This window comes from Streptomyces noursei ATCC 11455, assembly GCF_001704275.1.
Taxonomy (GTDB): Bacteria; Actinomycetota; Actinomycetes; order Streptomycetales; family Streptomycetaceae; genus Streptomyces; species Streptomyces noursei.
Window position 1 is genome coordinate 8,853,458 of sequence record NZ_CP011533.1, and the last position, 13,595, is coordinate 8,867,052.

The 13,595-nt window shown below is 72.3% G+C and carries 11 protein-coding genes; 7 read left to right on the top strand and 4 right to left on the bottom strand.

Features of this window, described 5'->3' with window-relative positions; all coding sequences use genetic code 11:
• Nucleotides 1-160: 160 nt before the first annotated feature.
• The 3 genes from SNOUR_RS37935 (at nt 161) to SNOUR_RS46650 (ending at nt 2,606) form a co-directional block, all read left to right on the top strand.
• Entirely contained in the window at nt 161-1,090 is a 930-nt protein-coding gene (locus tag SNOUR_RS37935) for an LLM class flavin-dependent oxidoreductase (RefSeq protein ID WP_067356292.1), read from the top strand.
• A gap of 95 nt (nt 1,091-1,185) precedes the next feature.
• Nucleotides 1,186-1,524 (top strand): hypothetical protein, encoded by a 339-nt coding sequence (locus SNOUR_RS46645; RefSeq protein ID WP_067356294.1) that lies wholly within the window; start codon nt 1,186-1,188, stop codon nt 1,522-1,524.
• Between the two features lie 197 nt (nt 1,525-1,721).
• Nucleotides 1,722-2,606 carry an SAM-dependent methyltransferase gene (locus SNOUR_RS46650; protein WP_067356296.1) on the top strand — a complete coding sequence of 295 codons (885 nt, stop codon included), beginning with the start codon at nt 1,722-1,724 and terminating at the stop codon, nt 2,604-2,606.
• Between the two features lie 46 nt (nt 2,607-2,652).
• Here SNOUR_RS46650 and secD read toward each other — a convergent pair whose 3' ends face one another.
• The gene (gene secD / locus SNOUR_RS37950; RefSeq protein WP_167739079.1) at nt 2,653-4,959 is read right to left on the bottom strand and encodes a protein translocase subunit SecD; all 2,307 of its coding nucleotides are present in this window, start codon (nt 4,957-4,959) and stop codon (nt 2,653-2,655) included.
• A gap of 621 nt (nt 4,960-5,580) precedes the next feature.
• Between secD and SNOUR_RS37955 the strand changes: the two genes are divergently transcribed.
• The 3 genes from SNOUR_RS37955 (at nt 5,581) to SNOUR_RS37965 (ending at nt 8,079) form a co-directional block, all read left to right on the top strand.
• Nucleotides 5,581-6,423 (top strand): SAM-dependent methyltransferase, encoded by an 843-nt coding sequence (locus SNOUR_RS37955; protein ID WP_067356301.1) that lies wholly within the window; start codon nt 5,581-5,583, stop codon nt 6,421-6,423.
• Between the two features lie 364 nt (nt 6,424-6,787).
• Nucleotides 6,788-7,024, top strand: coding sequence for a DUF397 domain-containing protein (locus SNOUR_RS37960; RefSeq protein WP_039639206.1), 237 nt, complete (start codon nt 6,788-6,790; stop codon nt 7,022-7,024).
• A gap of 143 nt (nt 7,025-7,167) precedes the next feature.
• Entirely contained in the window at nt 7,168-8,079 is a 912-nt protein-coding gene (locus SNOUR_RS37965) for a Sco1979 family transcriptional regulator (RefSeq protein WP_067356303.1), read from the top strand.
• A 41-nt stretch (nt 8,080-8,120) separates the two neighbouring features.
• Here SNOUR_RS37965 and SNOUR_RS37970 read toward each other — a convergent pair whose 3' ends face one another.
• Nucleotides 8,121-9,242 (bottom strand): glycosyltransferase, encoded by a 1,122-nt coding sequence (locus tag SNOUR_RS37970; protein ID WP_067359129.1) that lies wholly within the window; start codon nt 9,240-9,242, stop codon nt 8,121-8,123.
• A 362-nt stretch (nt 9,243-9,604) separates the two neighbouring features.
• A complete protein-coding gene (locus SNOUR_RS37975; protein ID WP_067356306.1) occupies nt 9,605-10,609 on the bottom strand; it encodes a YdcF family protein in 1,005 nt (334 codons plus the stop codon).
• Between the two features lie 211 nt (nt 10,610-10,820).
• Here SNOUR_RS37975 and htpG point away from each other — a divergent pair, with 211 nt between their 5' ends.
• On the top strand, nt 10,821-12,722 hold the full coding sequence (htpG, locus tag SNOUR_RS37980) for a molecular chaperone HtpG (RefSeq protein ID WP_067356308.1): 1,902 nt from the start codon (nt 10,821-10,823) through the stop codon (nt 12,720-12,722).
• A 77-nt stretch (nt 12,723-12,799) separates the two neighbouring features.
• On the opposite strand, the gene SNOUR_RS37985 is transcribed toward htpG, so the two are convergent.
• Nucleotides 12,800-13,357, bottom strand: a complete 558-nt coding sequence (locus tag SNOUR_RS37985) for a DinB family protein (RefSeq protein WP_067356311.1) — start codon at nt 13,355-13,357, stop codon at nt 12,800-12,802.
• Nucleotides 13,358-13,595: the final 238 nt, after the last annotated feature.

The window sequence follows — 13,595 nt, forward strand, 5'->3', positions numbered from 1 at the left end:
CGACCGCCTGGCCGCCCACGGGTCCACCGGGCTCACCCCGGCTGCCCGGCCGTGGGCGGCCGGCAGTCGGCCCGTCCGTCGACGCGTCGGTCCCCGTCGGGGATGTTCGCCTCCCGCGGAACGGCTTTCAGCCGCCCGGCGGTGATCCTAGTGTTCGACCATGTCGACACCAGTGGTATCAGTACAGGCGGTGCCCCAAGACGGCCCTTCCTGGGCGGCATTGGCCGCCCGCGTGGAAGCGGCCGGATACGACGCACTGCTCGCAGCAGACCATCCTGGCGCGGTCGCTTCCCCCTTCGTCGCCCTGGCCGCCGCCGCGGCCGTCACCGAGCGCATCGGTCTCGGCTCCTATGTCTCCCAGGCAGGAATCCGCGAACCGCTGTTGCTCGCGTCGGACGTCGCGACCTTGGACGTCCTCTCCGGCGGACGCGCACGGCTGGGAACGGGAGCAGGCCACACCCCCGCCGAATGGGCCATGTTGGGGAAGGAGCGGCCCGACGTCGCCGGACGCGTACGCCGCTTCGTGGCCGTTGCCGAAACCTGCCGGGCACTTCTCGCGGGCGAGACGGTCACCCTCGACGGCCCCGAAATCCGCGCGCACCGAGCCCGGCTCACCGCCCCCCTGCCGATCCAGCAACCGGTGCCCTTCACCTTCGGCGGCGGCAACTCCACCCTTCTTCGATGGGCCGGAAAGCATGCGGACGTGGTGGCACTGAGTGGACTGGGCCGCACGCTGTCCGACGGCCACAGCCATGAAGCGCGGTGGAACGGCGAGGACATCGACAAACAAGTGGCCATCATCGAACAAGGAGCCAGCGGCCGGGCGACGCCCCCCGTCCGTGAAGCACTCGTCCAGATCGTCGAGGTCACCGACGACGCCGAGGGCGCCGCACACCGGCTCGCCCAGCTCTACGACACCACCGCAGCCAACGTACTGGAGTCGCCCTATGCCTGGGTCGGCACGGCGGCGGAAATCGCAGCCGCCATAGCCACCCACGAACGCCGATGGGGCATCACCCGCTACGTCGTACGGGAACGCCATCTGGACGGTGCCGACCGCGTCTTCGCTCATCTCTCCCGAGGCCGGTGAGCCACTCCGCCGTGATCCGTATGAGCACGCCCGCCTGCGGGTTTGAGTAGTCGCACCGATGCGCGGACCCGCCTCGGCACATTTGGCTCTGGTCCATGAACGCAAACCCGGGCGGACCGCAGCGCGACCCGCGGTGGTGGTTGCCACCACTGCTGGGCGCTTCCGCGCTCTTCCCCCTGTTCTTCGTCGACTTCTTCTTCTACAGCTTCAGCGTCATGTACACCGACTCGTGCGGCCCCGACCAATGCCCCACGAGCGTGACCATGCCGCTCACCGCGGCACCGGTGCTCTACGGAGCCGGAATCGTGCTCGTCCTGCTGTCGGCGCTGCTGCCCTGGTGGCCCGTGATGCGGCCGGCCCGCATCGCACTGGCAGCGACCGGAGTCACGTCCGGCGCGGCCGTGGTGCCGCTGCTGCTCACGATCCACCGCTGAGACGGCACCGCCCGAGCACTCACCGGCAGCCGCACCACGCGGCGCTGCGACGATCGGCGCGGCGTTGTACGCGGAGCCGGCGGCCCGACGGCGGACACGACCTGGGTGCTTGCACGGCCCCGCCATCGGGATCAGAGTGGCGGGATCGTATCAGCGTCCGATTTTCCTGGTCTGTCCGTGTCGGTGGAGGAGTGCCCATGCCGGAGTTCGAGCAGTGGGACATCGTCACCGGGGTGGGGCTGACCGCACTCGGCGTCGCGGCCGGGCGGGCGCTGGAGACCGAACGTGCCGACCGCCTGGTCAGCGACCCCTACGCCGACGCCTTCCTGGCGGCGGCGGACGCGCCGGTGCCGGTGCCGCGGCGCAGGGCGGACGCCGCGCGGCTGTCCGCCGTCGCGCGCGACATGTGGACCTCGATGGCGGACTACCTCGGCGTCCGCTCCCGGTTCTTCGACCGCTTCCTGATGACGGCGGCGGCCGGTGGCATCACGCAGGTGGTGGTGCCGGCCGCCGGCCTGGACGTTCGGGCCTTCCGGTTGGAGTGGCCGCCGGGCGTCGAGTTGTTCGAGATCGACCAGGCACGGGTGCTGGAGTTCAAGGACGGCGTCCTCGACCGCCTCGGCGCCCGGCCCCGCTGCGGCCGGCACGTGGTCCCGGTCGATCTGCGGGACGACTGGCCGGCCGCCCTCCGGGACGCCGGATTCGACCCCGGCCGGGCGACCGCATGGCTGGCCGAAGGGCTGCTGCCCTTCCTGCCCTCCGCCGCCGAGCGGCTGTTCTTCGACCGCATCGGCCGGCTCTCCGCGCCCGGCAGCCGGCTGGCCGCCGAGCACCTCGCGCCGAGCGTCCGACCGCTCGTCGAGGACCCGGCGTTCCGCGCGGCCACCCGTGCACTGGGCGTCGACCTCGCCGATCTGTGGCACTTCGACGGCAAGGCGGATCCCGGCGGGGCGCTGACCGCCGACGGCTGGGACGTGCGGTCCGTCCCGGCACACCAGGTCGCCGCCGCGTACCGGCGGGAGCTCCACGGCATGATGGGGCGCACCGTGGAGCACAGCCGCTTCCTCACCGCCGAGCGGTAGCGCGCGCCGGCGAGGAAGCGCCCCGGCCGAGGCCCGGCCTCAGCGGTCAGACCCGGGCACCGCTGTCCCGCCGGTCGCGTCCGCCGCGCCGCGCCGTGCGGCGGGCCGTCCGCCGCGGCGACGCCCCGTCGTGCCGCTCCAGGACGACCGCCAACGGGGTCGCGGTGAACACCGACGAATACGTGCCGACCGTGATGCCGATCAGCAGGGCGAGCGCGAAGTCGGTCAGCGAGTCGCCGCCCAGCGCGGCGAGCGCGGCCAGGATGAACACCGCTCCCATCCCGGTGTTGACGGTGCGCGGCACGGTCTGCAGCACCGCGGCGTTGGCGAGGTCCGGGAACGGGGCGCCGCGCGCGCCGGCCCGGAGTTCGCGGATGCGGTCGAAGACCACCACCGAGTCGTTGACGGAGTAGCCGATGACGGTCAGCAGGGACGCCAGGAAGACGCCGTCGAGGGACTTGCCCAGCCAGGCGAACACCCCGACGAGGACGAGGACGTCGTGCGCCATGGCGACGACGGCCGACAGCGCGAAGGTCCACCGGAAGCGCACCGCGAGATAGACCAGCTGCGCGGCGAGGGCGAGACCGAGGGCCACCAGCGCACCGCGGCGCAGTTCGTCGCCCAGGCTCGGGCCGATCAGCTCGTCCCGCACCTTCTCCGCTCCGCCGCCGAGCTCGTCGACCACCCGGTCCGCGGTGCGCAGTTGCGCCGCGGAGAGCCGCTCGGTGCGCACCGTCAGGGCGTCGTCGCCGGAGGTGGTGACCTGGGCCCGGTCCAGGCCCGCGGTGCCGAGTGCGGCGCGGGCCCGCTCGGCGTCCACCGGCCGGGTGGTGGTGTACTCGATCATCCGCCCGCCGGTGAACTCCACGCCGTAGTCGAGACCGCGGACGGCGATGCCGGAGACGGCGAGGAGCAGGGCGGCGCCGCTCAGCGCCAGCCAGCGGCGCCGGTGGCGCAGCAGGTCCGGTCGGCGTCGGGCGAGCCAGGACCGGACCCGGCCGAGCCCGGCCAGGCCGGTCAGGCGCGGGCGGCGCCGGACCGGCGGCAGCGCGACCGCGCACTCCGCCAGCACCCGGGTGATCAGCAGCGCGCTGACCATCGACGCGGCCACACCGATGCACAGGGTGACGCCGAAGCCGCGCACCGGCCCGGAGGCGAAGAAGAACAGCAGCACCGCGGCGAGCAGGGTGGTGACGTTGGAATCGGCGATGGCGCTGAAGGCGTTGCGGAAGCCGGCCGCGAGGGCGCTGCGCAGGGTGCGCGGACGCGCGGGGGGACCGGCGGCGTACTCCTCACGGGCGCGTTCGAAGACCAGCACGTTGGCGTCCACGGCCATGCCCACCGCCAGCACGAAACCGGCGAGGCCGGGGAGGGTGAGGGTGGCGCCCAGGGCGAGCAGCGCCGCGTAGGAGATCAGCGCGTAGCAGGCGAGGGCCAGCGTGGCGAGCGCGCCGAGCAGACGGTAGACGACGGTGATGAACACGGCCGTGAGGGCGACCCCGAGGACCGCGGCCTGGGCGCTGGAGGTGATCGCCAGGGCGCCCAGGGTCGGGCCGACGGCGCGCTGTTCGACGATGTCCACCGGCACCGGCAGCGCCCCGCCGTTGATCAGCAGCGCCAGCTCCTGCGCCGCGCGCTGGTCGAAGCCGCCGGTGATCCGCGTCGTCCCGCCGGTGATGCCGACACCGCAGGCCACGGACGACTCGACCTGTGGCGACGAGATGATCTTGCGGTCCAGGACGATGGCCGCGCGGCGGGCCGGATCGTGCGGCGCGGCGCAGGCCGCCGTGCCGGTCAGCCGGGCCCAGGCGCGCTCGCCGGTGCCGCGCAGGCTGAGCCCGACGGACCAGCCGCTGCCGCTCTCGGCGTCGAACTCGGCCTCGGCGCGCTGCACTTCGGCACCCGTCAGGGCCGGCGGCCCCAGTCGCAGCGGAGTGCCCGTGTCGTCGGTGAGGACGGTGCCGGCGCCGGGGTCGGCGGGGGCGGACCGGGGACCGAGGCCGGTGCCCAGGACCGGGTGCACGGTGAGCTGGGCGGTGCGTCCGAGGACCGCGGCGGCCTCGTCGGGGTCGTCGAGGCCGGGCAGCTCGACGACGATGCGGTGGTCGCCGGCGCGGGCGAGGTGCGGTTCGCTCACCCCGAGGGCGTCCACGCGTCGGCGGAGCACCTCCAGCGTGCGGTCGGTGGCGTCCCGGTCGGCCTTGGCGGTGGGGGAGTCGCGGGTCTCCAGAACGAGTTGGGTGCCGCCGCGCAGATCGAGACCGAGCCGTACGGGCTGGGTCAGCGCGAGGAACGTGGACAGGGCGAGGATCGCGAGCGCGAGCAGCGCCCGCACCCTTGTGGCGCGGGTCAAGGTGCCTCCAGCAGGCATGCACGGGCCGCGGGTGCGGCCCCGAGGGGTGGATGTGCGGCTGAGCTGGAGACGGGGGCGGGGCACGGTCCCGGCACCGGCCGGCGTAGGTGGTCGCATCGGCGGTGACGGTGCCGGGCGGCGCGGTGTGCGGCGCGGGGCGCGACGGGCCCACGCGGGGGAGCAGGGGCAGGGTGCCGGGTGCCGGCGCGGGGCCCGGGAGGTGACGGATCGTCGGGCAGGCGAGGTGGGGGAGGCCGTGGTCGGCGGTGTCCCGGGGTGCGGTGTGGTGCACGCAGGCCACGCCGGAGGTGGCCGCGTCGGCCGCCGCCGGCGGTGTGCCGGCAAGTCCGGGGAGGAGCAGAACGACCGCGGCCAGGAAGGCGAGCAGGGCGGATCGGCGCCGCCGCGCCATATGAGCAGACACAGTACGCAAACCCTCCCTTAGCGACACTCTGCCATGGATGCCGCTCCCGGTGTCCGCCGGGGCCGGCCCCGGCGCACCGCGGCGCGGAGCGGCGCAGCGGTGGACGGCCGACGCTCCGGGCGCCCTGCGGTCAACGCACTAGGGTAGAAAGGGAAGTTGCGCGACCGCGCGCCAGCACGACGGAAGGTGACCAGGACATGGCGGTGCCGGAGGACTGGATGGGGGCCCCGCCCCAGCAGCCGATCGATCTGCACACGGACCGGCCGCACGCCGCCCGTGTCTACGACGTGCTGCTCGGCGGCAAGACCAACTATCCGGCGGACCGGGAGGCGGCGGAGAAGACACTGGCGGCACTGCCCAACGCCGGCACCATCGCCCGCCAGAACCGCGCCTTCATGCACCGCGCCGCCCGCTATCTGGCGGTCGAGGCCGGCATCGGGCAGTTCCTGGACATCGGCACCGGCATCCCGACCTCCCCCAACCTCCACGAGATCGTCCAGGCGACCGTTCCGCGGGCCCGCGTCGTCTACGCCGACAACGACCCGATCGTGCTGGCGCATTCACGGGCCCTGCACACCAGTCACCCGCAGGGCCGGACCGCCTACATCCAGGTGGACCTCGGCCGCCCCCAGGAGATCCTGCGCAACCGGACGCTGCGGGAGACGCTCGACCTCACCCGGCCCGTGGCCCTGACGCTGATCGCCGTCCTGCACTGGCTCCCGGCGGACTGCGATCCCTACGCCGTCGTCCGGGAGCTGCTGGACGAGCTCGCCCCGGGCAGCTTCCTGGCCCTGACGTATGTCACCGGTGACTTCGAGCCGGAGGCGCTGCAGGAGGTCTCGGAGAACTTCGAGGCGAAGGGGTCCCACGTGAACGCCCGGACCAGGGCCGAGGTACTGCGCTTCTTCGACGGCCTGGACGTCGTGGACCCGGGCCTGACCGTGGTCCACCGCTGGCGCCCCGACGCCGTGGAACTGGGCGCCGACGCCTGGTCCGACGCGGACATCCCGCTCTACGCAGGGGTCGGTCGCAAGGGCTGACCCGCCGCCCCGGCACCGCAGCGACGCCGTCGCGGCGTCACTCAGCGGCCGGAGGGGCGGACGGCGTGCGCGTCGAGCGGGATCCCGCGTGGCGCCTGGGCGAGCAGGTGGCCGAGGGCCGGGCGGGGAAGAAGTCGGCCGCCGTGCCTGCCGGGTGAGTTGCCATCACGAACTCCGGGGCGCCTCTCGGGCCTTCGTCGCGGAAGGGTGATCCAGAACCACTATCCCCGGCCGTCACTGGCGCTGCAAGTGCATCTGCAATTACATTCGAGTCGAACGTAATTGCATCAGTAAGTGCAGCCGCACGTGCGGCTGCACATGATGCCTGGTCAGACACCTGAGCACGGAGCAAGGGAGTGGCGTGATGCAGCAGTTCGACAACGGCGTGGCCGCGGACCTGATCGAGGGTGCGGTCTGGAGGAAGAGCCGGCGCAGCGCGCCCGGGGGCGACTGCGTCGAGGTCGCCCGGCTCGCCGACGGCGGCTTCGCCGTCCGCAACTCCCGTGATCCGCACGGGCCGGCGCTGATCTACACCCACGCGGAGCTCGCCGCGTTCGTCGGGGGCGCCAAGGACGGCGACTTCGACGGCCTGCTGAGCTGACCCGAGCCGAACCGGACGGATGCCGGGGCGGGCCCACCGCGCGGCGGGCCCGCCCCGGCAACGAGCCGATGGCGCATTTCTGTACCTGACGGCCGGTAAATGCGACACTTGAGGTATCAACACTGTCGCTCACGGGAGTTGGGATGACCGCCATGATGCGGCCGGACGGCGAGCTGTCGATAGCGCGTTACCTCAAGGAGCCGCAGGTGGGGCCCACCGCCGCGCGGATCGTGCTGGGGGCCCAGCTCCGGAGGCTGCGCACCGGTGCCGGCATCTCGCGCGAGGACGCGGGCAGGGCGATCCGTGGTTCTCACGCCAAGATCACCCGGCTCGAAAGAGGACAAGTCGGCTTCAAGAGACAGGACTTGGTCGATCTGCTGACGCTGTACCGAGTGCTCACCCCGGAGCGCCGGGACGACTACTTCGAGCTCGCGGACCAGGCCAACTCCGCCGGCTGGTGGCACGAGTACAGCGATGTCCTGGAGGACTGGTTCGAACTCCACCTCGGCCTGGAGGAAGCCGCCGCGCTGATCCGCACCTACCAGGTGCAGTTCCTGCCCGGCCTGCTCCAGACCGAGGAGTACGCCCAGGCCGTCACCCGCATCGGCTACCCCAACGCCCCACAGGAGAAGGTGGACCGGCTGGTCGCGCTGCGGATGGAGCGCCAGAAGCTGCTGACCAGGACCGATGCCCCGCGGCTGTGGGCGGTGGTGGACGAGGCCGTGCTGCGTCGGCCGTTCGGCGGCACCGAGGTGATGGTCGCCCAGCTCCAGCACCTGCTCAAGGCCGTGCAGATGCCGAACGTGACGCTGCAGATCGCGCCCTTCAGCGTGGGGGCCAACGCGGCGGCCGGCGCGCCGTTCAGCATCCTGCGGTTCGCCGAACCAGAACTGCCCGACAAGGTCTATCTGGAGCAGCTGACCAGCGCCCTGTACCTCGACAAGCAGGAGTCGGTCGACCAGTACACGGCCGTGATGGACCGGCTGTGCACCGAGGCCAACACACCACAGGAGACCGCCGACTTCCTGCACCGGCTGATCGACCAGCTCGGCTGAGCAGGCTGCCGGTCACGGCCCCGCGCGGCCGGCCCACCCCATCATGCGCCCCCGCCCAGGAAGCCGTACCACTCCTCCAGTCGGTCGGCCACCGCCGCCAGGGAGAACTCCGCGGCGATCGCGGTCCGTCCGGCCGCCGCCCGGCGCTCCCGCAGCGCCCGGTCGTCCAGGAGCCGCAGCACCGCCTCGGCCAGCTGTTCCGGCGACCCGTCGGTCACCTCGGCCGCCCCGTGGCGGCGCAGCGCGGCGGCGATCCCGCAGCCCTCCGTGCAGACCACCGGGGTGCCCACGGCCAGCGACTCCAACACGCTCATCGGGAACGGCTCGTCGACGCCGGGCAGCACGTACACGGTGGCCCGCGCCAGGCGCCGCACCGCCGCGTCGTGATCCAGCGCGCCGCCGTACGCCACCACCCCGCCCAGCCCCTGCTCGGCCACCACCTGTCCGACCGCGGCCAACCGCCCCTCGTCCGCGCCGTAGACGGCGAACGACACCTCCGGATGCTTGGCGTGCACCAGGGCCGCCATCCGCACGAACGCCTCCGGCCGCTTGCGGGCCTGGAGACGGGCCAGGAACAGCACCTCGGTCGGGCTCCGCTCGGCGCCGCCGGGCTCCGGGATCCGCACGCCGTTCGGCAGCCGCACCAGGCGCGGGCCGCCCGGTCCGAGCACCTCCCGCAGCCCGGCCTCCTCCTCGTCGGTCAGCACCAGTACCGCGGCCGCCCGCCGCAGCAGGGGGACGTAGAGCCGGTCGAAGAGCCTGGCCAGGGCCGTTCGGCGGGGCCGCACCATGCCGTGCGTCTGCGCCAGGAACGGCCGGTGGCGGGCCACGGCCACCGACAGCGCCGCCAGCGACACCAGACCGCGCCCGGCGTGCAGCTGGAGCACCTCGGCGCGGCCGACCCGCCGCCACAGCAGCGGCAGCAGACCGGGGTGGAACAGGCCGAGGAAGCCCTGCCCCGGTACGAGGGTGCGGGCGGGCCGGGCGCGCAGCGGCACTCCGTCCACGGTGCCCGGCGGCGGCCCCGCGCCCCGCCACAGCGCGAGCAGTTCGACCTCGTGACCCCGCGCGGCCAGCTCGCCGAGCTGACCGGTGGCCACGCTCACCGGACCGCCGTGGGCGCCGTCCCGGCTGACCAGGGTGACGACATGGGTGATCCTCATCGGCCGCCCCCGGTGGTGCGCATGGCTCCCGGCGGCCCGTGTGCCTCCGGCCCGCATGGCGGATCCTCCGGCCCGGCGGGAGGCACGGTCCCCCGTGACGCGGCAGCTCCGAACAACCCCATGGCCCCCCACTCGGTCGTCCCGCATGTCCGGCGCGGTCGGCCCCCCGGTACGCGACCGCCTCCGTGATGGAGCTGAACGCTAGAGCACGGTGCGCCGCACGGCTGCTGTTTACCTAATTTGGGGACTCCTGTGGCTTGTTGTCGGCGGGTGTGCGGTGTCCGGATGTCGGCGCGTACGTGTGGCGGTGGCGCATCGCACCGGTGCGCGGCGGACCGCGACCGCTCAGCGCACCCACCCCATCAGCGCACCCACCAGATCAGCGCACCGCCGAGGACGAGCAGCAGGCAGACCCCGAGGTTGACCACCTTGTGAGCCAGGAACACCGCGGCGAACTCGCGGATCGTCGCGCTCGGCCAGAAGTACGCGGCGGTGGGGGAGCCCACGACCTGGCCGTTGACGCCGGCCTTCCGGGCCATCAACGCGGCCCGGAACGCGTGGTAGTTGTTGGTGACCACCACGCACCGGTAGTCCGGGTTCGCCTCCTCCATGAGCGCCCGGCTGAACCGCAGGTTCTCCTCCGTGGTCCGCGAACGGTCCTCGCGCACGATCCGGTCCGCGGGGAACCCGCGCTCGACGAGGTAGTCGGCCATCGCGTGCGACTCCGGGAGCTTCTCGTCCGGCCCCTGGCCGCCGGAGGTCAGCAGCAGCGGTGCGGACCCGCGGGCCACCAGCCGCTCGTACACCGTGCGCCCCCGCTCCAGCCGGCTGGCCAGCAGCGGCGGCACCTTCGACCCGCCGATCAGCCCGGAGCCGAGCACCACCACGTAGTCGGCCTGCCGCCGCACCGGCAACCGCCCGTAGAGGAAGGCGTATCCCACGAAGCAGAGGAAGAGGAACGCCACATAGCCGACCAGCCCGACGGTGGTCGCCGCGATCACCAACAGGCCGGCCGTCTGCCGGACCACCGCGGTGATGAGCAGCGCGATCACGCCGAGGATCCCGAGCCCGGCGAGCAGCGACAGCAGATTGGCCGGGCGGCGGCCCTCCTTGCGCACCATCGTCACGCCGTTGGCGATCAGAAAGCCGGCGAGGACGACCGTCCCGAGCGCCGGCAGCACGAACAGGGCCACGCCGGCGACCAGTCCCCACAGGGGGTGCGACCGGCCGAGGGTCCCGACCGCCGCCAACAGCCCGAAGACCACGGCCAGTCCCAGATGGACGGCGTTGCCGAACCGCCGGCGGTCGCGGCGCACGCCGAGACAGAAGAAGAGGAAGAACAACCCCGCGGGGGCGTAGGCCAACATGCCCGCATCGTAGACAGCGTACGCGGGTACATGATCCTTTCGTTACCGGACGCGGACCAGTTGCCGCCCACTCGTGACACCCGCGCACGGGCCCGGCCCGGCAACGACCGTCGGCGCCCATCCCAGGCATCCGGTGACCAGCAGGCGGACGCACTTATTACAGTGATCGCATCAGACCGGCGATCCATGACCAAGAGAGGTAATCGCGAACATGCCGACCGAAACGTTTGAGTTCCAGGTAGAGGCCCGTCAGCTGCTCCAGCTGATGATCCACTCGATCTACTCGAACAAGGACGTCTTTCTCCGCGAGCTCGTCTCCAACGCCTCCGACGCGCTGGACAAGCTGCGGCTGGCCGCGCTGCGCGACGACGCACTCGACGCCGACGTCTCCGACCTGCACATCGAGCTCGAGATCGACAAGGAAGCCCGCACCCTCACGGTGCGCGACAACGGCATCGGGATGTCGTACGACGAGGTGGGCCAGCTCATCGGCACCATCGCCAACTCGGGCACGGCCGAATTCCTCCGCGAGCTGCGCGAGGCGAAGGACGCGGCCGGCGCCGAGGGGCTGATCGGCCAGTTCGGCGTCGGCTTCTACTCCGGCTTCATGGTGGCGGACGAGGTCACCCTGCTGACGCGGCGTGCGGGCGAGACGAAGGGCACCCGCTGGTCGTCCCGGGGCGAGGGCACGTACACCCTGCAGGAGGTCGACGACGCGCCGCAGGGCACCTCGGTGACGCTGCACCTCAAGCCGGCCGACTCCGACAACCAGCTGCACGACTACACCTCGGTGTGGAAGATCAAGGAGATCGTCAAGCGGTACTCGGACTTCATCACCTGGCCGGTGAAGCTGGTCGGGGAGGCCGCGGGCGAGGGGGACGCGCCGGCCGAGCCCGAGACGCTGAACTCGATGAAGGCGCTGTGGGCGCGGTCGCGCGACGAGGTGTCCGAGGACGAGTACCACGAGCTGTACAAGCACATCAGCCACGACTGGCGCGACCCGCTGGAGACCGTCCAGCTGCAGGCCGAGGGGACGTTCGAGTACCAGGCCCTGCTGTTCGTCCCGTCGCACGCCCCGCACGACCTGTTCACGCAGAACTTCCAGCGCGGGCTCCAGCTGTACGTCAAGCGCGTGTTCATCATGGACGACTGCGAGGCGCTGCTGCCGCCGTACCTCCGCTTCGTCAAGGGCGTGGTCGACGCCCAGGACCTCTCGCTCAACGTCTCCCGCGAGATCCTGCAGCAGGACCGGCACATCCTGATGATGCAGCGGCGGCTGACGAAGAAGGTGCTGGCGTCGGTCAAGAGCATGAAGGCCGACGACGCCGAGCGCTACGGCACGTTCTGGCGGGAGTTCGGCGCGGTGCTCAAGGAAGGGCTGGTCACCGACTCCGACAACCGTGACGCCCTGCTCGCGGTGGCGTCGTTCGCGACCACGCACGGCGAGGACGAGCAGGTCACGCTGGAGCAGTACGCACAGCGGATGCCGGACGAGCAGGAGGCCATCTACTACATCACCGGCGAGTCCCGGCAGAGCATCGACAACTCCCCGCATGTGGAGGCGTTCCGGGAGCGGGGCATCGAGGTGCTGCTGCTCACGGACCCCGTCGACGAGGTGTGGGTCGACGTGGTGGGCGAGTTCCAGGGCAAGCGGCTGCAGTCGATCGCCAAGGGGGAGATCGACCTCGGTGCGCAGGGGGACGAGAAGTCCGAGGACGAGCGGGAGAAGCAGGCCGAGGAGTTCGCGGGCCTGCTCGGCTGGATGACCGAGCAGCTGGCCGAGGACGTCAAGGAGGTGCGGCTGTCGTCGCGCCTGACGGTGTCGCCGGCCTGCATCGTCGCGGACGCGGACGACCTGACGCCGGCGCTGGAGAACATGTACCGGGCCATGGGGCAGGAGGTGCCGCGCACCAAGCGGATCCTCGAACTCAACCCCGCCCACCAACTGGTGAAGGGCCTGAACCAGGCGCACGGGGAGCGCGAGGACCGCTCCGACCTCACCGAGACCGCCGAACTGCTCTACTCCTTGGCCGTCTTGGCCGAGGGCGGCCGGCCGACCGACCCCGCGCGCTTCGTGAAGGCGGTGGCGGACCGCCTGGGTCGCAGCCTGTGAGCACGCTCCGCGCATGAGGGCGTCCGCCGGTGGGCTCGATGGCCTGCCGGCGGACGCCCTCCCGCGTGCACCGACGCCTATCCCATGCTCTTGGCGCCGTCCAGGGACTCCCGGATGATGTCGGCGTGGCCGGCGTGCTGCGCGGTCTCGGCGACGATGTGCATCAGCACCCGCCGGGCCGACCACTGCACGCCGGGCTCGAACCAGGGGGCCTTCGGCAGCGGCCAGGCAGTGCTCAGGTCGGGCAGGGCGACGACCACGTCGTCGGTCCGGCGGGCCACTTCCTCGTAGTCGGCCAGCACACCGGCCAGCGTCTCGCCCGGCAGCATCCGGAACTGGTCCGCCCGGCGGGCCCAGTCGTCCTCGGTCATCGCCGTGAAGTCCGGCAGCGCCGACGGACCGTGCAGGATGAAGTCCACCCAGAGCCGCTCGACGGCGGTGACGTGCTTGATCAGGCCGCCCAGGCACAACGCGCTGGCGGTGCTCCGCCGTCCGACCTCCTCGTCGCTGAGGTCACGGGTCGGGAAGCGCAGGAAGTGCCGGTGCCTGGCCAGCGTCTCAAGCCATTCGGCGCGCTCGCCGGTGACGGCCGGGGCCTCGGACTGGTCGCGGGTGGACGCCTCGATGTCGGTCATGGTCTTCGCCTTTCGGTGTGCTCGTTCCGCCGATGAGGACCACGCTAGGGGCGGAGTAGGTCAGTTTCTGTCCTAGTCGTGATTGTTCTCGCTGTCGCTGTCGCTGTCGCTGTCGCTGTCGCTGTCGCTGTCGCTGGCGCAGGCGCAGGCGCAGGCGCGGGGCGGTGGCAGTGCGGCGGCGCCCCCGCGCGCTTCTCCCGCCCCGCGCGACACACGCCCGCCATGATCCCGTGACAGA